Source organism: Morganella sp. HMSC11D09, from assembly GCF_001807955.1.
GTDB classification, from domain to species: Bacteria; Pseudomonadota; Gammaproteobacteria; order Enterobacterales; family Enterobacteriaceae; genus Morganella; species Morganella morganii.
This window is the reverse complement of sequence record NZ_KV791672.1, coordinates 145,498-164,485: the sequence shown is the minus strand read 5'-3', so window position 1 is coordinate 164,485 and position 18,988 is coordinate 145,498. Positions and strand designations below refer to the sequence as shown.

The following is an 18,988-nucleotide window of genomic DNA, read 5'->3' as shown; positions in this document are numbered from 1 at the left end:
CCATGCAATGAAATCCGCTGTCTTTTCGTGGTATTCTGGATCCTGTTTTGCGGATAATTTCCCTGTTTTTACCGGGGAAAAACTGAAATCCGGTGATTATTCAGACACTTTTGCGCCTTTTCCGCCGCTGTGTATTTTTTACACGCCGGCGCTCTGCCGATGATGGACATTATAATGACAGTCGTCCGGGTGATATTACCAGTACCTCTGACACAAACATTTGACTATTTACTGCCTGATGATATGCCCCGCCCGGTACCGGGGGCACGGGTGATTGTGCCGTTCGGACGACAGAAACAGGCAGTCGGCATTGTGGCTGAACTGGCGGAAACCAGCACCTTCAGCCCGGAGAAACTCAAGCCGGTCATTGCCTGCCCGGATGATGACACGCTGTTTCCCGGGGATCTGTGGCCGCTGCTGAACTGGGCGGCACAGTATTATCACTATCCGTTAGGGGAAGTGCTGTTTCATGCCATGCCGATTTTGCTGCGTCAGGGCAAAGAGGCCGCCTTTGCACCGCTGTGGTGCTGGGAAGTGACGCCGGAAGGGCGTGAGATTGATATCCATACCCTCAAACGCTCCCCGAAACAGCAGCAGGCACTGGCCTGTCTGCGCCGTCAGCCGGTTTACCGCCATCAGACTGCGGAATATGAACTCAGCGACAGTGCATTGCAGGGACTGAAAAAGAAAAATCTGATCATCCTGAACGATGTGCAGCCGGAGAGCAAACCCTGGCAGCCGGGATTTGCCGTCACCGGCGAACGACTGAAACTCAATACCGAGCAGGCCACCTCTGTGGGAGCGATCCGCGCAGAGCAGCATCAGTTTTCCCCCTGGCTGCTGGACGGTGTGACCGGCTCCGGGAAAACCGAGGTGTATCTCAGTGTGCTGGAAAATGTGCTGGCTGAAGGCCGCCAGGCCCTGGTACTGGTGCCGGAAATCGGCCTGACCCCCCAGACCATCGCCCGTTTCCGCGCCCGTTTTCAGGCACCGGTGGATATTCTCCATTCCGGCATGAATGACAGCGAACGGCTGGCTGTCTGGCTGCGGGCAAAACGCGGGGAGACCGCCATTGTTATCGGTACCCGCTCCGCGCTGTTCACGCCGTTTACCTCTCTCGGCATCATTATTATCGATGAGGAGCACGACGGCTCCTATAAACAGCAGGACGGCTGGCGTTATCACGCCCGTGATCTGGCCGTGTTCCGTGCCAAGAAAAATGATATTCCGATTGTGATGGGCACGGCGACCCCGTCACTGGAAACCCTGTTTAATGTCCGGCAGAAAAAATACAAAGTCCTGCCGCTGACACAGCGGGCGGGAAATGCACAGCTTGCCGACCAGCATCTGCTCGACCTGAAAGGGCTGCCGCTGACCTCCGGGCTGTCACAACCGCTGATCAAACGCATCCGCCACCATCTGGCCGCAGATAATCAGGTTATTCTGTTCCTCAACCGGCGCGGCTTTGCCCCGGCAATGCTGTGCCACGAGTGCGGCTGGATAGCGGAATGCCCGCGCTGCGACCATTTTTATACTCTGCACCAGAACCACCGCATGCTGCGCTGCCATCAGTGTGACAGCCAGCGCCCGGTACCGAAACAGTGCCCGCAGTGCGGCTCCACACAGCTGGTGCCGGTCGGGCTGGGCACCGAACAGCTGGAGGAGAGCATCACCCCGCTGTTCCCGGATGTTCCGGTCACGCGGCTGGATCGCGATACCACCAGCCGCAAAGGCGAGCTGGAGCAGCATCTGGCGGATGTGCATCAGGGTGGCGCACGCATCCTGATCGGCACTCAGATGCTGGCCAAAGGGCATCACTTCCCGGATGTCACCCTTGTGGCACTGCTGGATGTCGACGGCGCGCTGTTCTCCGGTGATTTCCGCGCGGCGGAGCGCTTTGCACAGCTCTACACCCAGGTCTCCGGCCGGGCGGGACGCGCCGGGAAACGCGGCGAGGTGATTTTACAGACTCACCATCCGGAACATCCGCTGCTGACCGTGCTGCTGGAAAAAGGCTATGCCGCCTTCGCCGCACAGGCACTGAATGAGCGGCAGAGTGTCTGTCTGCCGCCTTATACCAGCCAGGTGATGATCCGCGCCGAAGATCAGAATAACCAGCGGGCGAATGCATTCCTGCAGACGGTACGCAAGCTGTTCGAATCCCATCCGCTGCGGGATGAGCATTTCTGGCTGATGGGGCCGCTGCCTGCTATCCAGGCCAAACGCGGCGGACGTTTCCGCTGGCAGTTGCTGTTACAGCATCCGTCCCGCAGTCAGTTGCAGAAAATTGTCGCGCAGGCCATTCCGTATATTCAGCAGATGCCGGAAAGCCGGAAAGTCCGCTGGAATGTGGATGTCGATCCGACTGATGGCTGAGACTGACGTCTCACGGAAAGTGCGCGCTGTCTCAAAAAATTGAGATAACTCACAGTTTTATGCAAACCAGGTAACAGATTAATTTTACAAAGGGCTTAGAATAGCCGTTAATAGAACGATTAATAAACCGTCTGAATTTCACTTAAGAAGCTCAGGCGGTTTTTCACAGGCATGTGAAAAGTACAGCGGACCATAATGATCACAAAAACCGCGCAATCGATACACTTACAGGGTAACCAAAGGAATTAATGATGGAACCACGCCGTAACGATACCGGCGCGACAATGAAAGATGTCGCCAGAGCCGCAGGCGTCTCAACCGCGACCGTGTCGCGGACACTGATGAATCCGGAGAAAGTGTCTGTGCAGACACGGCAGAAAGTGGAAAATGCTGTCCTGGAAGTGGGGTATTACCCGCATAATCTGTCCCGGGGGATGAAACGTAATGAATCCCGCACCATTCTGGTGATTGTACCGGATATCGGCGATCCGTTTTTTACCGATATTATTGTCGGCATCGAGGAAATTGCCGCCAAACACGGCTATCTGGTCCTGATCGGCGACTGCCGTTATCAGCACAAGCCGGAACACACCTTTGTGAATCTGATTGTCACCAAACAAATTGACGGCATGGTGCTGCTCGGCTCCGATGTGCCGTTTGACAGCCGCCATGATGAACAGCGCCACTTCCCGCCGATGGTGATGGCTAACGAATTTGCCCCGGAGCTGGAGCTGCCGACGGTGAATATTGATAACCTGACCGCCGCCTTTAATGCCACCCATTATTTACAGTCGCTCGGACACACCCGCATCGCCTGTATTTCCGGACCGGAAGAGCTACCGTTGTGTCAGTACCGTGTCGAAGGGTATATTCAGGCCATGCGCCGCATGGGAATGCCGGTACGGGACGAATATCTGGTACGCGGGGATTTCACCCACGAGAGCGGCGCGGAATGTGCCGCACAGCTGCTGGCACTGCCGGAACCGCCGACCGCGATTTTCTGCCACAACGATATTATGGCGATCGGCGTTCTCTGGGCGGCCAGAAAACAGGGGCTGACGCTGCCGCAGGATCTCTCGGTTGTCGGTTTCGATGATTTACCGGCTGCACAATACTGTTCGCCGACCCTGACGACTATCGCACAGCCCCGTTATGAAATCGGCCGTCAGTCTTTCTTACTGCTGCTGGAACAGTTGCAGGGACACACCGTGGCAAAAGGTTCGCGCCTGCTGGATTCTGATTTAATCATCAGAGAAAGTGCCTGCGCGCCTAAAAGCTAGGCAAAAACCATAAGGTTAAGTAACATGTAACGCTGAATAATATGTTCCCTTAACCGACTCATTAGTGAATTGAAACAGTGGCACAACGAGATTATGTGGGACGCGGACGCTCTGCGCCGCGTAAAAAAAGTAAATCACGGAAGAAAAGTCAGGCGAAAGGCCTGCCGTTCACCACATTGGTGATCGCCGTGGCACTGGTGGTCGTTTTTGTCGGCGGCCTGTTCTATCTGGTCCATAACAAAAAAAGTCAGACCTCTTCTGACAGCATCATTCCGCCTGCACATCAGCAGAGTACCGGTAACGGGCTCCCGCCGATCCCGGAGGAGCGCTGGCGTTATATCAAAGAGCTGGAAAACCGCGAAGCCGGGGTACCGGAGCAGTATTACTCCAACCCGCAGGCACCGGCCAACCGCATTGATCCGAATGCCAAACTGACCCAGGAACAGCGGCAGCTGCTGGAGCAGATGCAGTCTGATATGCAGCAGGCACCGGTTCAGTTACAGGAAGTACCGGCAAACGGCACGGTTCCGCGTTCTCAGGTCGTGGTTACCGGCCAGGATCCGCAGCTGCGTATGCAGCCGGAAACCCGTCCGGCACCGCAACCGGCCGAAAAACCGGCTGAGAAACCAAAACCGGTGCAGGAAAAACCACAGGCTGCGCCTGAGCGCTGGTTAATCCAGTGCGGATCATTCCGTGAGAGTGGTCAGGCAGAAGAAGTCCGCGCCGGTCTCGCCTTCTCCGGTATCGAAAGCCGGGTGTCCCAGGGCGGCGGCTGGTATCGTGTGATGCTCGGCCCGTATGAGAAATCTGCCGCGCAATCGGTGAAAAGCCGTGCCGCTGATGCCGGCGTAACAAATTGTATTCTTCGCTCCGCCGGGGGTTGAAATTCTTCAGCCCTCCCCCCATATCTTTAGTTAATTCTGTGCCGCCGGGAATATACCCGGCGGCCTCTCTCCATCCTTTAGCACAACCAGGGGCTGACTCATGACAACAATCGTAAGTGTTCGCCGTAATGGCCAGGTCGTAATTGGTGGTGATGGGCAGGCGACAATGGGTAATACCGTCATGAAAGGTAATGTCCGCAAAGTCCGCCGCCTCTATCACGACAAAGTCATTGCCGGTTTCGCCGGTGGCACCGCGGATGCCTTTACCCTCTTCGAACTGTTTGAACGCAAACTTGAACTCCATCAGGGACACCTGACAAAAGCCGCCGTTGAGCTCGCCAAAGACTGGCGTACCGACCGCATGCTGCGCAAACTGGAAGCCCTGCTGGCTGTTGCCGATGAAACCGCATCGCTGATTATCACCGGCCAGGGGGATGTCGTTCAGCCTGAAAATGATCTGATTGCCATTGGTTCCGGCGGCCCGTACGCCCAGGCAGCAGCCCGCGCCATGCTGGAAACCACCGATCTGAGTGCCCGTGAAATCGCGGAGCGCGCACTGACTATTGCCGGTGATATCTGTATCTACACCAACCACAATCTGAATTTTGAAGAATTACCTTCAAAAGCATAAGGATCGACGTTATGTCCGAAATGACTCCACGCGAAATTGTCAGCGAACTCGATAACCATATTATCGGCCAGGATAAAGCCAAACGTGCTGTTGCCATCGCGCTGCGTAACCGCTGGCGCCGTATGCAGCTCAATGAGGAGCTGCGTCACGAGGTCACCCCGAAAAATATTCTGATGATCGGCCCGACCGGTGTCGGTAAAACCGAAATTGCCCGTCGTCTCGCCAAACTGGCCAATGCGCCGTTTATCAAAGTCGAAGCCACTAAATTCACCGAAGTGGGTTATGTCGGTAAAGAAGTGGATTCCATTATCCGCGATCTGACGGATTCCGCTGTGAAAATGGTGCGCCTGCAGTCTATCGAGAAAAACCGTTTCCGTGCTGAGGAAATGGCCGAAGAACGCATTCTCGATGTGCTGATCCCGCCGGCAAAAAATAACTGGGGTCAGACTGACACCCAGGCAGAGCCGTCAGCTGCCCGCCAGGCATTCCGCAAAAAACTGCGCGAAGGCCAGCTGGATGACAAAGACATTGAAATTGAAGTCTCTGCCGCACCAATGGGTGTGGAAATCATGGCACCTCCGGGCATGGAAGAGATGACCAGCCAGTTACAGTCCATGTTCCAGAACCTGGCCGGACAGAAACAAAAACCACGCAAAATGAAGATCAAAGAAGCCTTCAAACTGCTGGTTGAGGAAGAAGCCGCCAAACTGGTCAATCCGGAAGAGCTGAAAGAGCAGGCCATTGAAGCGGTTGAACAGCACGGTATCGTGTTTATCGATGAGTTCGATAAAATCTGTAAGCGCGGCGGCCAGTCCTCCGGGCCGGATGTGTCCCGCGAAGGGGTTCAGCGTGACCTGCTGCCGCTGATTGAAGGCTGTACTGTCTCCACCAAGCACGGCATGGTCAAAACCGACCACATCCTGTTTATCGCCTCCGGTGCGTTCCAGGTTTCCAGCCCGTCTGATCTGATCCCGGAATTACAGGGTCGTCTGCCTATCCGTGTGGAATTACAGGCACTGACCACTGAAGATTTCGAGCGCATTCTGACCGAACCTAACGCCTCACTGACGGTTCAGTACAAAGCACTGATGGCTACCGAAGGTGTGAATATCACCTTTACCGCCGACGGCATCCGTAAAATTGCTGAATCTGCGTGGCAGGTCAACGAAACCACCGAAAATATCGGTGCCCGTCGTTTACATACGGTGCTGGAACGATTAATGGAAGAAATTTCCTACGATGCCAGTGAAAAACAGGGTCAATCCATTGAGATCAATGCGGAATATGTGAAAGATCATCTGGATCAGCTCGTGGCAGATGAAGATTTAAGTCGCTTTATTCTGTAATTTGATAATAATCAGACATAATAGTATTCAGACTGTACGGGTATTATCTGCCCGGCAGTCTGCGTTATTATTTTTTGTCGTTATTATTTCATTCTGAAAAGTAAGCGAGTTTCAATGTCAGTCCCCCCTTCACCGGCCATCAGCCGTACCCAAGCCTGGCTGGAAAGCCTGCGGCCCAAAACATTACCTCTCGGGGTGATCGCGATTATTACCGGTTCCGCTCTGGCTTACTGGACCGGCCACTTTAAATTCCCTGTTGCCCTGCTCGCCCTTATCACCACCGGCATTCTGCAGATTTTGTCGAATCTGGCCAATGACTACGGCGATGCGGTAAAAGGCACCGATACCGAAGCACGCCTCGGGCCGCTGCGCGGTATGCAGAAAGGTGTTATCACCGCCGCTCAGATGAAAAAGGCGCTGATTCTGACCGTCACTCTCGCCTGTCTGTCCGGGCTGGCCCTGATTATTGTCGCCTGTGAGAAACCGGAAGATATTATCGGCTTCCTGGGGTTAGGTGTGGCCGCGATTATCGCCGCAATCACCTATACAGTCGGGAAAAAACCCTACGGCTACCTCGGACTGGGTGATATTTCTGTTCTGATCTTTTTCGGCTGGCTGAGTGTGATAGGCACCTATTACCTGCAGGCCGGTTTTTTCAGCCCGCTGACCATTCTGCCGGCGACCGCCTGCGGACTGCTGTCTGTTGCAGTGCTGAATATCAATAATATGCGCGATATCGAAAATGATATCCTGGCCGGGAAAAACACCCTGGCCGTCCGCCTCGGCCCGCTGAAATCCCGCTATTACCATGCCACCGTGATTACCGTGGCATTCCTGTGCCTGGTGCTCTTTACCCTTCTCTATCTGCACGGCTGGTACAGCTGGCTGTTCCTGCTCTCTGCACCGGTACTGTTTATGCATATCAGACGCGTGCTGGGGGATATGACCGCCACCGGAATGCGCCCGCTGCTGGAACAGATGGTGAAAGCCGCACTTCTGGTCAATATCCTGTTTTCCGCAGGACTTATCTGCCAGCGTCTGTAACCGGGATTTACGCCGAAATCTGCCGCTTTCTTGATTCAGATCGGAAAGCGGCCGCTGTTGATTTTGCAAACAACCGTGTGAAGGGGCTATACTGACTGTATCCGGCAGCAACCAGACGTAAAATCCTATGAAAAATGATACCTTCGACACCTCCGAGCTTTGTGACATTTACCAGGAAAATGTGAATGTCGTTGAACCCCTGTTTTCCAACTTCGGGGGCTGTTCATCGTTTGCGGGGCAAATCACCACCGTAAAATGCTTTGAAGATAACGGACTGCTCTTTGATCTCCTGGAAGAAGAGGGAGAGGGCCGTATTCTCCTCGTTGACGGGGGCGGGTCTGTCCGCCGTGCGCTGGTTGACGCGGAACTCGCGGCACTGGCTGTGCAGAACGGCTGGGAAGGTATTGTGGTATACGGCGCGGTGCGTCAGGTGGATGATCTGGCTGAAATGGATATCGGTATCCAGGCGATGGCCGCGATTCCGGCAGGCTGTGGTTCAGAAGGTATCGGCGACAGTGACATCCGCGTGAATTTCGGCGGTGTGACCTTCTTCTCCGGCGATTATCTGTATGCGGATAACACCGGGATTATCCTGTCAGATATCCCGCTGACGCTTCCGGAAGAAAATGATGACGATGAAGACGAGCTGACCGAAGCGTAATCCTCATCAGAGATACAAACAGCAAAAAGGGCGGAATATCCGCCCTTTTGTCGTTATGACACAAGATAAAAACCGCATCACACTCAATTATTCGTTTTGCAGCAATACCGCGATTACGCTAAATCATTCGTTCTGTGGCAAGGCGGTGAAGCGAAGAGCCCCGGGAGCATACACCAGTATGTGACCGGGGAGCTGAGCGAAACCAACACAGCCACAGCATCAAAACCGCGATTACACTAAATCATTCGTTTTGCAGCAAGGCGGCGAAGTGAGGACGTCCCCGGGAGCATACACCAGTATGTGACCGGGGCGGACGAACGAAGCCAACGCCGCTGCGGAACGAAGGATGACGTGTAATTTACTGGACGTCGTCCATCTTACCCAGCAACGCCCGCAGACGCTCCTGCCAGCCTGCCTGCTCCTGCTTCAGCTGCTCGTTTTCACGCACCAGTGACTCACGGGCACCGGCTGCATTCTGCACTTCGCGGTTCAGGTTGTTGTTCGTTTCTTTTAATTCGTCGATTTCCATCTGTAACAGGGTGATGGTATCGATAGCCTGCTGGACTTTTGCTTCCAGCTTTTCAAATACTTCAAATGACATCTTGCGTCCTCCTTGTAAGCGATGCTCTGATTGTAAGTAGGTGTTATCAATGTGTCCAGTCACATCCCGTGTATTCCCCATAATGCAGCAGAATAAAATCCGGCTGATATTCGCCTGAATGTTGCTCGCTTGTTATAAAATAAGCGAAATCGCTCAATTTGTTGACGAGATCCACAGTTTTTGATTTCGTTATTTCTCGTTTCCGCTCATTAACGATAAATTCACACTAAGACATACGTCTGATACACGAAGAACATCATTTGTTAATAATTTGCACTTATTTCACCCTAATTTTGCACTATCAGGATTGATACTATGAGTCTAATGAAATCTCCGACCCTCTTCGGACAATGTCTCTCCGAATTCCTGGGTACAGCACTGCTGGTCTTCTTTGGTTTAGGCTGTGTGGCCGCGGTTCGTATCGCCGGTGCACAACTGGGATTATGGGAAGTCAGTATCATCTGGGGTCTGGGTGTGGCACTGGCGGTGTATCTGACAGCCGGGATCTCCGGCGCACATCTCAACCCGGCTGTCACACTCGCGCTCTGGCTGTTTGCCTGCTTTGAGCGCCGCAAAGTGATTCCGTATATTGTGGCCCAGTTCCTCGGCGGGTTTGCCGCTGCAGCGCTGGTTTATGCCATGTATTACAATGTGTTCCTCGATTATGACCAGGTGCATCATATTGTCCGCGGCTCACAGGAAAGCCTCTTTACCGCCGGGGTTTTCTCCACCTATCCGGCAGCACCGGTCAGCGTGGGTCAGGCGTTCTTTATCGAAGTGGTGATCGCCGCTATCCTCGTCTGTCTTATCCTGGCACTGACCGATGACGGCAACGGTGTACCGCGCGGCCCGCTGGCACCACTGCTGATTGGTCTGCTGATTGCGGTTATCGGCGGCTCCTTCGGTCCGCTGACCGGCTTCGCCCTTAACCCTGCCCGTGACTTCGGCCCGAAAGTGGTTGCATACCTTGCAGGCTGGGGAGATATTGCCTTCACCGGCGGGCGTGATATCCCGTATTTCCTGGTACCGATGTTTGCGCCGATCGTCGGCGGGTTACTCGGTGCATTCGGTTACCGCAAGCTGATCGGCCGCCATCTGCCGTGCGAAGTGTGTAATACCGGGGACGAAAAATAATACCGCAGCGAATCACGTACTCTGACGTTATCGCGTGTTTGTTCACTCAGAAATAAAACAGGTTTAATTATGACAACAGAAACAATCACCCGTGAGAAAAAGTATATCGTCGCGCTGGATCAGGGAACCACCAGTTCACGGGCGGTACTTTTTGATCGTAATGCCAATATTATCGATATCGCGCAGCGCGAATTCACTCAAATCTACCCGAAACCGGGCTGGGTGGAACATGACCCGATGGAAATCTGGGCCACACAGAGCTCAGTCTTAACAGAAGTCCTCGCCAAAACTGACGTGCATCCGGACGAAGTCGCAGCTATCGGTATCACCAACCAGCGCGAAACCACCATCGTCTGGGAAAAAGAGACCGGCAAACCGGTTTATAATGCGATTGTCTGGCAGTGCCGCCGGACAGCAGATTACTGCACCGGTCTCAAACAGAATGAAGAGATGGTCCGCTATATCCGGGAAAATACCGGCCTGGTGATTGACCCGTATTTCTCCGGCACCAAAGTGAAGTGGATCCTCGACAATGTCGAAGGTGCGCGGGAGAAGGCGGAGAAAGGAGAACTACTGTTCGGGACTGTCGATACCTGGCTGGTCTGGCGCATGACCCAGGGACGTGTGCATGTCACCGATCACACCAACGCCTCGCGCACCATGCTGTATAACATCCGCTCACTGGAGTGGGATCAGAAAATCCTCGACCTGTTCGGTATTCCGCGCGCCATGCTGCCGGAAGTGAAAGCGTCCTCGGAAATCTACGGCAAAACCAACATCGGCGGGAAAGGAGGCACGCGTATTCCTATCTCCGGTATCGCCGGTGACCAGCAGGCGGCACTGTTCGGCCAGATGTGTGTTCAGCCGGGCATGGCGAAAAACACCTACGGCACCGGCTGCTTCCTGCTGATGAACACCGGTAACGAAGCGGTGCTGTCCGAACACGGTCTGCTGACCACTATCGCCTGTGGCCCGCGCGGTGAAGTGAATTATGCCCTTGAGGGTGCGGTATTTGTGGCCGGCGCTTCTATCCAGTGGCTGCGCGATGAGATGAAAATCATTGCCGATGCCACCGATTCCGAATATTTCGCCACCAAAGTCAAAGACAGCAACGGCGTGTATGTGGTGCCTGCCTTCACCGGCCTGGGCGCACCTTACTGGGATCCGTATGCGCGTGGTGCTATTTTCGGCCTGACCCGGGGTGTGAACAGCAATCACCTGATCCGCGCCACCCTGGAATCTATCGCCTATCAGACCCGCGACGTGCTGGAAGCCATGCAGGCCGATGCCGGAACGCGTCTGAAAGCGCTGCGTGTCGATGGCGGTGCGGTGGCAAACAATTTCCTGATGCAGTTCCAGTCCGATATCCTGGGGACATCTGTGGAACGCCCGCTGATCCGCGAAAGTACTGCACTGGGTGCGGCACTGCTGGCCGGGTTATCCACCGGATTCTGGCAGGATTTAGAGGAAATCAAAGCCAAATCCACCATCGAGAAAACCTTCCGTCCGGGCATTGAAACCACCGAACGGAATGTCCGCTACAGCGGCTGGAAAAAAGCCGTTGCCCGCGCACAGGACTGGGAAGACCACAACTAATCCCTCTTTCTTTTTCTTTGCTCTCTGCCGCCGGTTAATACCGGCGGTTTTTTATGCGCGAAAACAATAATCACCACCAGAACAAAAACCCGCCTCACCCGGTAAAAGTACATATCCGCAGACCAAACTCCCGGATACCCGTCAGAGATCACAAAAAACAACCAACTGTAATCAGTATGTAACCGTGTGTGCTGACATTCACAGTAATAACGAATTAAATCGAATATTCTGTGAGCGAAAAGGAAAATATATGAAGAAAACCGCTGCTGTTCCGGTAAACTTCACCACCAAATACTGACAAATACTTAGCGAGGGAGATGTCTATGCTAAGCCTGTTTAAACCTGCACCGCATATTCAGAGGCTCGGTGCTGATCGCATTGATCCGGTATACCGCCGTCTGCGCTGGCAAATTTTTATAGGTATCTTTTTTGGCTATGCTGCCTATTATCTGGTCCGGAAAAATTTCGCCCTCGCCTTCCCCGGCCTGATGGAGCAGGGATTTTCCAAAGGCGAACTGGGGACGGCATTGTCTGCGATCTCCATTGCTTATGGTCTTTCCAAATTTATCATGGGGTCGTTTTCTGACCGGGCTAACCCGCGCTATTTTCTCCCGACCGGGCTTATCCTTGCCTCGGCTGTCATGCTTATCATGGGCTTTTGCGACTGGGCAACCTCTTCCGTCTGGGTTATGGCTATCCTGCTGTTTCTCTGCGGATGGTTCCAGGGGATGGGCTGGCCGCCGTGCGGACGTACCATGGTGCACTGGTGGTCACAGAAAGAGCGCGGCGGGATTGTATCAATCTGGAACTGTGCCCATAACGTCGGCGGCGGCTTACCGCCGATGCTGATGCTGCTGGGGATGTATTGGTTCGGTGACTGGAAAGCGGCGTTTTATATGCCGGCATTTGCGGCCATTCTGGTGGCACTCATCGCATTTGCCCTGATGCGGGATACGCCGCAATCCTGTGGCTTACCGCCAATCGAAGAGTACAAAAACGACTATCCTGATGATTATACAGAGAACAGTGAAGTTGAACTGACGGCAAAACAGATCTTCATGCAGTACATTCTGCCGAATAAGTTACTGTGGTATATCGCTGTTGCTAACGTCTTTGTTTATCTGCTGCGTTACGGCGTGCTCGACTGGTCACCGACCTATCTCCGGGAAGTCAAACATTTCGATATAACAGGCTATTCTGTCGCCTATTTCCTGTATGAATGGGCGGGGATCCCGGGCACGCTGCTGTGCGGCTGGATGTCAGATAAAGTCTTTAAAGGAAACCGCGGTGCAACCGGAGTGTTCTTTATGACGCTGGTGACGATTGCCACCGTGGTCTTCTGGCTCAACCCGGCGGGTAACCCGTCTGTTGATATGGCGTGTATGATCACCATCGGCTTCCTGATTTACGGTCCGGTCATGCTTATCGGCCTGCATGCCCTGGAACTGGCACCGAAAAAAGCAGCCGGTACCGCCGCCGGATTCACCGGATTATTCGGCTATCTCGGCGGTTCTGTGGCAGCAAGTGCAATCGTCGGCTTTACTGTGGATTATTTCGGCTGGGATGGCGGTTTTGGTGTCATGATTGGCGGCAGTGTGCTCGCTGTGATCCTGTTAGTTGTGGTGATGCGTGGTGAGAAGAAACATCACGATGAAATCGCCCGCAATAAAGCATAAGCGGAGACAGACAGATGAATATACCCCGTCAGTTTTATCTTGTCAGTGCCCTTGCGGGTGCCATGATCTGCGGCTCTGCCGCTTTTGCGGCAGACAATAAGATTGTGATTGCACATCGCGGTGCCAGCGGCTATCTGCCGGAGCATACCCTGCCGGCCAAAGCGATGGCATATGCACAGGGTGCTGATTATCTGGAACAAGATCTGGTGATGACCAAAGATGATGAGCTCATCGTCCTGCATGATCATTACCTTGACCGTGTTACCGATGTGGCAAAACGCTTTCCGGATCGCGCACGTAAAGATGGCCGTTACTACGCCATCGATTTTACCCTCGCGGAAATTAAATCCCTGAAATTTACCGAGGGGTTTGAAATCGAAAATGGTAAAGCCGTACAAAAATATCCGGGTCGTTTTCCGATGGGAAAATCAGATTTCCGTATTCATACCTTTCAGGAAGAACTTGAGTTCATTCAGGGTCTGAACCATTCCACCGGAAGAAATACCGGGATTTACCCGGAAATCAAAGCGCCGTGGTTCCACCGTCAGGAAGGTAAAGATATCACCCGTAAAACCCTGGAAGTGCTGAAAGCCTACGGCTACCAGACTAAAGATTCCGGGGTATTTCTTCAGTGTTTCGATCCGAATGAATTAAAGCGCATCAAAAATGAGCTGATGCCGGAAATGAAGATGGATTTGATGCTGATACAGCTGATCGCTTACACCGACTGGCAGGAAACATTTGAACAGAATGCGGAAGGCAAATGGGTCAACTATAACTACGACTGGATGATGGCTCCCGGTGCGATGAGTAAAATCGCAGCATATGCTGATGGTATCGGGCCTGATTATCATATGCTTATCAGCAAGGAGTCCAAACCGGGTCACATCACTCTGACGCCGATGGCAAAAGAGGCACACGCTTCGCAACTGATGATCCATCCGTTTACTGTCCGCGCGGATGCCTTGCCGCCGTATGCGGAAAACACTGAACAGTTATTTGATGCTATTTATATTCAGGCCGGAGCAGAAGGGTTATTTACTGATTTTCCGGACAAAGGCATACAGTTTCTGCAAAAACATAAACGGCATCAGTGATCACTACTCTGTTGCGAAACAGAACAACGGGCACAATAGTGCCCGTTTTCTTTATATCAGCAGCCTGACTCAGGATGCCATCGGCTGCTGATTCTGCAACCGGTGAGCCAGCGGCAGCCAGCACAACACCATAATCACAGAGACCGCCAGCATCAGCAGGCCGACACTGCCCTGTCCGCCCTGCGGCATCAGTGCGGAAATCCAGGTAGCAACACCAGAGCCCACATTCTGCAATCCGCCCACCAGCGCACCCGCAGCCCCCGCCAGATACGGGAACGGCTCCATGGCCGCCGTGGTGGCCAGCGGGAACAGCATCCCGGCACCAAAGAAAAACAGCGCAGCAGGGATCAGTAAGGTCCAGACATTCATCACGCCCAGCAGCCCCGGGATCCACATCAGCGCCCCGGCCACCAGACAGCAGATTACCGCACACCACACCAGAAAACTGAAGGATTTGCTGTCACGCCCGGCAAACCAGGCACCGAAAAATGCCGCAGGTATCGGCAGAATAAACAGAATACTCACCGCCATACTGCCCAGCCCCAGGCCGTCACGCATCAGCACACCGCTGGATGCCTCAAATACCGCCACCCCGGCCAGGCCGCATATCAGCATCGCCAGATACGGCACAAATGTCCGGTTGGTCAGCAGCAGACGGAAAGAGGCCCACATTTTAGGTTTCTCTTTCATCGGCGGACGGGTTTCCGGCAGTTTGTGCCACATGTTGTAACCCACCGCCAGACCGAGCAGGAGCAGAAACGCATAACAGGCACGCCAGCCGAAGAAAAATGCCAGTGCACCGCCGAGCATCGGGGCGATAAGCGGGCTGACCAGGATCCCCATATTCAGCAGGCTGTTGGCGTAACGCAGGGAAATTCCGGTGTATAAGTCACGCGGCATGGTCCGTGCCATCACCCCGGCCACCCCGGTCCCCAGCCCCTGTAACCCGCTGGCAATCACCAGCATAGTCAGATTCGGTGAAAACAGCGCGGCAGTCGTGGATAACACATAAATAAATAACCCGGTGAGGATCACCGGACGGCGGCCGACTTTATCTGAAATCGGCCCGTAAATAAGCTGGGATGCACCATAAGTAAATAAATACGCCGCCATCACGCTCTGCACGGCACCCGCCGGTTTACCGAAATCCAGCGCAATATCCGTTATTACAGGCACATACACTGTCTGCGTCATTTGCCCGACAGCAATCAGCGCAATCAGCATTACCAGCAGATGAAAATTTTCCAGTTTTTTCATTTTTATTGTCAGTCTTTACATTGTCACCGGGAGGGCACAGCACAATTCCGGCAGCATTAATCACGGCCGGAATCAGTCATACTTGCGATACCGTATAAAATAGCAAATTAAAAAAATTTTGGGAGATAGTTCACACATTTATTTTTGTAACAGAACGACCGTTTTTATGCTGTTTCCGGCAACTAAACTGTACAGTTCATCCTGATTTATCGTATTCATGCGACAGGATCCTCTGACGCATTTAATCGATACATTTTTCCCCGTCGGCTTATTACACTGGTTTACATATTAATAACGACCATTCTGCGACTGACGGAGGTTATGCATGTCAAACTGGATCACAGGACGTGTCACACGTATCACACACCATACTGATACCTTATTCAGCCTGCATGTTCAGGCACCTGTCCTTCCCTTTACAGCGGGACAATTCGCCAAACTCGGCCTGGAAATTGACGGCGAACGCACACAGCGCGCTTATTCTTATGTTAATGCACCGGATGATGATGACCTCGAATTTTATCTGGTCACTGTCGGCGACGGTAAACTCAGCCCGCAGTTGGCAGCCCTGACCCCGGGAGATGAACTGCTGATCACCGATGAAGCGGCCGGTTTTTTTGTGCTTGATGAAGTACCGGACTGCGACACCCTCTGGATGCTCTCCACCGGCACCGCCATCGGCCCGTTTTTATCCATTCTGCAATATGGCAAAGATCTGGAGCGGTTCCGTCATATTGTGCTGGTGCATGCTGTGCGCTATGCCGCCGACCTGAGCTATCTGCCGCTGATGCGGGAACTGCAGAAAAAAATCGGGAGTGACAAACTGCGGATCGTGACTGTCGTCAGCCGGGAGCATGCGGAAGGCTCACTGCATGGCCGGGTACCGGCGCTGATCAGTTCCGGTGAACTGGAAGCCGCCGCCGGATTACCGCTGACCGCCGAAAACAGCCATGTGATGCTGTGCGGTAACCCGGAGATGGTGAAAGACACACAAAATCTGCTGAAAACTGGGCGGGAAATGCGCAAACACCTGCGCCGCAAACCCGGCCATATCACCAGCGAGCAATACTGGTGATACCCTGACCGCGGGTTCGCCCGCTGTCTCTGCCTCAGTGGCTGTCGATTTTATCCACCGGCTGTGTGCTCTCCCCGAAGCGGTTGCCCTCATCAAGACTTTTAAACACACCGCAGTCGAGCACCATTATCATCACGATAAAAATCGGCAGAAAACGCCCCAGCCCCCACTGCCAGAAATCACCGGCGAGGCTCCAGTCCGGCGTGGTCAGTGCCCACGCCATCACCAGCATTAACGCCCAGCCGCCGCGCTTGTTGCGGTCATGCAGGCGTTTGGTAAAAATCGCGGCGGCGGGATACATCACCATCAGCACCGGCACCATAATCACTTCAACAGGCAGCTTAAACAGCCCCTGTAATGACATCAGGAGAAACAGCACTGCGCCGCACACGCCGATCCCCGCCCAGAATGCTTTGCGGCCGATCCGCCCGTGAAACGAAAACGCCCATTGTTGTAGTGTCATTTCTCTTTCCTAATCGTGTACACTGGTTATATTGCAGACGGACCACAGGGAGTCGCTATGAACGCAGTCAAAAAAACCGCACTGGCCGCCCTGACAGCGGGATGCACGCTGCTGCCCGTCACACCGGCTGCGGCCGGTGACGCGGTACTGATCCCCATCCCCTGCCCGCCGGAAACACTCTGGCTTCAGGCGGATGCCCCTGCTTTCGGCATCACCATCCCCGTTATGCGCGAACAGTTTAACCGCAACAACCCGTCGCTGCCATTACGGGAATACAAAGTCGTGGCCTCAAACGACATTACCGCCAGCTATCTGCGGGCGGCAACCCGCATCAGCCCTTATATTTACTCTTCCGCCATCCTTGAGCGCGACAGTGAAAAAATCAAAAGTCTCCAGCTGACACTGCTGCCCGGTGCAGACAGTGCAGCGGAAAAAACCAACCGAGCCCTGATGCTGGCCTATATTAAGGCACTGATTATTCAGTTCGAACCGACGCTCAATAAAAACAATATTGATGCTGCCCTGAGCCGGGCACTGGCGACGGATTTCAAAACCGGCACTTACGCCTCTCAATTCGGTGCATTACGCTATCTTCTGGTAGTTGATGACAAAAATGGGGTAACTTTCGCTATTGAACCGATTAAGCTTTCGCTATCTAATAGTGATACGGCACAGTAAACAGTGGCCGAAAAGCAAAGCTATTTCGCGCCGCTTTCACTATACTGTCTCTCTGTTTGCCTGTTCGCCGCTCTGCGCGGACAATGGTAATAAAGCTTAAGTCATTTAACTCATTCCGGCAGGAGGAAATACAATGCGACATCCCTTAGTCATGGGTAACTGGAAGCTGAACGGCAGCAGTAAAATGGTTTATGAGCTGATCACCGCTCTGCGTCATGAAATCGGCAATGTCACCGGATGTGATGTTGCGATCGCACCACCGGCAATTTATCTCTCTCAGGCCAAACAGGTTCTGGCGGGCTCCTCCATTGTACTGGGTGCCCAGGATACCGGTCTGAATCTCTCCGGTGCGTTCACCGGTGAAACCTCCCCTGAAATGCTGAAAGACATCGGCGCACAATACATCATTATCGGCCACTCCGAGCGCCGCACTTACCACGGTGAGAGTGATGAATTAGTGGCAGAGAAATTCGCGATCCTGAAAAAACTGGGTCTGACCCCGGTACTGTGCATCGGTGAATCCGAAGCAGAAAATGAAGCGGGTAAAACCGAAGAAGTCTGCTCACGTCAGATTGATGCCGTTCTGAACACTCAGGGTGCGGATGCATTCCTCGGCGCCGTCATCGCGTATGAGCCAATCTGGGCTATCGGTACCGGCAAGTCCGCTACTCCTGCGCAGGCACAGGCAGTACACAAATTTATCCGCAGCCATATCGCGAAGAAAGATGCGAAAGTGGCAGAGCAGGTTATTATCCAGTACGGCGGTTCTGTAAATGATAAAAACGCCGCAGAGCTGTTTACCCAGCCGGATATCGACGGTGCATTAGTCGGCGGCGCATCACTGAAAGCAGATGCTTTCGCCGTGATCGTCAAAGCCGCAGCGGCAGCAAAAGCCGCAAAATAATCTCCGGACTCCGGACAGCAAAAAGCGGCGAAATCGCCGCTTTTTTTGTGCCTGTTACTGTGCAAACCGCTTCTTTTTATTCTGATCAATCCCAAATTGAGTCATCAGGTATTATCTTTAAAAAATTCACGCAATCCTCTAAATCATTCAGTCTGTGGCAAGGCGGCAAAATAAAGAATCCGGGGAGCATACATCAGTATGTGACCCGGGCGATGAATGAAGCCAACACCGCCACAGGCTGAAGGACAATTCGCACAATCCTCTAAATCATTCAGTCTGTGGCAA

The 18,988-nt window shown here is 53.4% G+C and carries 17 protein-coding genes; 14 read left to right on the top strand and 3 right to left on the bottom strand.

The features are described 5' to 3' along the window. Positions 1 to 174 precede the first annotated feature (174 nt). The 7 genes from priA to rraA all read left to right on the top strand — a co-directional run bounded on the left by priA (position 175) and on the right by rraA (position 8,222). Complete coding sequence (gene priA / locus HMPREF3119_RS06890) at positions 175 to 2,376, top strand: primosomal protein N' (protein ID WP_070579153.1); 2,202 nt, start codon at positions 175 to 177, stop codon at positions 2,374 to 2,376. Between the two features lie 251 nt (positions 2,377 to 2,627). Continuing rightward, positions 2,628 to 3,656, top strand: coding sequence for a DNA-binding transcriptional regulator CytR (gene cytR, locus HMPREF3119_RS06885; protein ID WP_004236605.1), 1,029 nt, complete (start codon positions 2,628 to 2,630; stop codon positions 3,654 to 3,656). Between the two features lie 77 nt (positions 3,657 to 3,733). Continuing rightward, positions 3,734 to 4,540 (top strand): cell division protein FtsN, encoded by an 807-nt coding sequence (gene ftsN, locus HMPREF3119_RS06880; RefSeq protein ID WP_049240819.1) that lies wholly within the window; start codon positions 3,734 to 3,736, stop codon positions 4,538 to 4,540. Between the two features lie 100 nt (positions 4,541 to 4,640). Continuing rightward, positions 4,641 to 5,171 (top strand): ATP-dependent protease subunit HslV, encoded by a 531-nt coding sequence (gene hslV / locus HMPREF3119_RS06875; RefSeq protein WP_015422392.1) that lies wholly within the window; start codon positions 4,641 to 4,643, stop codon positions 5,169 to 5,171. A gap of 11 nt (positions 5,172 to 5,182) precedes the next feature. Then, positions 5,183 to 6,517 carry an HslU--HslV peptidase ATPase subunit gene (gene hslU / locus HMPREF3119_RS06870; protein WP_049240817.1) on the top strand — a complete coding sequence of 445 codons (1,335 nt, stop codon included), beginning with the start codon at positions 5,183 to 5,185 and terminating at the stop codon, positions 6,515 to 6,517. Positions 6,518 to 6,631: 114 nt separating this feature from the next. After that, positions 6,632 to 7,561, top strand: coding sequence for a 1,4-dihydroxy-2-naphthoate polyprenyltransferase (locus HMPREF3119_RS06865; protein ID WP_070579102.1), 930 nt, complete (start codon positions 6,632 to 6,634; stop codon positions 7,559 to 7,561). A gap of 127 nt (positions 7,562 to 7,688) precedes the next feature. Further along, entirely contained in the window at positions 7,689 to 8,222 is a 534-nt protein-coding gene (rraA, locus tag HMPREF3119_RS06860) for a ribonuclease E activity regulator RraA (RefSeq protein ID WP_004236610.1), read from the top strand. Between the two features lie 358 nt (positions 8,223 to 8,580). Here rraA and zapB read toward each other — a convergent pair whose 3' ends face one another. After that, positions 8,581 to 8,823, bottom strand: coding sequence for a cell division protein ZapB (gene zapB, locus HMPREF3119_RS06855; RefSeq protein WP_004236611.1), 243 nt, complete (start codon positions 8,821 to 8,823; stop codon positions 8,581 to 8,583). A gap of 315 nt (positions 8,824 to 9,138) precedes the next feature. On the opposite strand from zapB, the gene HMPREF3119_RS06850 reads away from it, so the two are divergent. From HMPREF3119_RS06850 to glpQ, 4 genes are all read left to right on the top strand, one after another. Next, positions 9,139 to 9,957 (top strand): MIP/aquaporin family protein, encoded by an 819-nt coding sequence (locus HMPREF3119_RS06850; RefSeq protein WP_004240798.1) that lies wholly within the window; start codon positions 9,139 to 9,141, stop codon positions 9,955 to 9,957. Positions 9,958 to 10,026: 69 nt separating this feature from the next. Further along, positions 10,027 to 11,553, top strand: coding sequence for a glycerol kinase GlpK (gene glpK, locus HMPREF3119_RS06845; RefSeq protein WP_046024803.1), 1,527 nt, complete (start codon positions 10,027 to 10,029; stop codon positions 11,551 to 11,553). A 323-nt stretch (positions 11,554 to 11,876) separates the two neighbouring features. Then, positions 11,877 to 13,229 (top strand): glycerol-3-phosphate transporter, encoded by a 1,353-nt coding sequence (gene glpT / locus HMPREF3119_RS06840; protein ID WP_070579099.1) that lies wholly within the window; start codon positions 11,877 to 11,879, stop codon positions 13,227 to 13,229. A gap of 14 nt (positions 13,230 to 13,243) precedes the next feature. Then, complete coding sequence (glpQ, locus tag HMPREF3119_RS06835) at positions 13,244 to 14,326, top strand: glycerophosphodiester phosphodiesterase (protein WP_070579096.1); 1,083 nt, start codon at positions 13,244 to 13,246, stop codon at positions 14,324 to 14,326. A 69-nt stretch (positions 14,327 to 14,395) separates the two neighbouring features. On the opposite strand, the gene emrD is transcribed toward glpQ, so the two are convergent. Continuing rightward, on the bottom strand, positions 14,396 to 15,583 hold the full coding sequence (gene emrD / locus HMPREF3119_RS06830) for a multidrug efflux MFS transporter EmrD (RefSeq protein ID WP_004236617.1): 1,188 nt from the start codon (positions 15,581 to 15,583) through the stop codon (positions 14,396 to 14,398). 325 nt (positions 15,584 to 15,908) lie between these two features. Between emrD and fpr the strand changes: the two genes are divergently transcribed. Then, positions 15,909 to 16,658 carry a ferredoxin--NADP(+) reductase gene (fpr, locus tag HMPREF3119_RS06825; protein WP_036417412.1) on the top strand — a complete coding sequence of 250 codons (750 nt, stop codon included), beginning with the start codon at positions 15,909 to 15,911 and terminating at the stop codon, positions 16,656 to 16,658. Between the two features lie 34 nt (positions 16,659 to 16,692). Here the strand turns inward: fpr and HMPREF3119_RS06820 are convergent, their stop codons facing one another. Continuing rightward, on the bottom strand, positions 16,693 to 17,121 hold the full coding sequence (locus HMPREF3119_RS06820; RefSeq protein ID WP_004236619.1) for a DUF805 domain-containing protein: 429 nt from the start codon (positions 17,119 to 17,121) through the stop codon (positions 16,693 to 16,695). Between the two features lie 57 nt (positions 17,122 to 17,178). Between HMPREF3119_RS06820 and HMPREF3119_RS06815 the strand changes: the two genes are divergently transcribed. Then, complete coding sequence (locus HMPREF3119_RS06815) at positions 17,179 to 17,799, top strand: DUF1454 family protein (RefSeq protein ID WP_032098020.1); 621 nt, start codon at positions 17,179 to 17,181, stop codon at positions 17,797 to 17,799. 133 nt (positions 17,800 to 17,932) lie between these two features. Beyond that, positions 17,933 to 18,703: a triose-phosphate isomerase gene (gene tpiA / locus HMPREF3119_RS06810; protein WP_073970194.1), complete on the top strand. Its 771-nt coding sequence runs from the start codon at positions 17,933 to 17,935 to the stop codon at positions 18,701 to 18,703. The last annotated feature ends 285 nt before the right edge of the window (positions 18,704 to 18,988 follow it).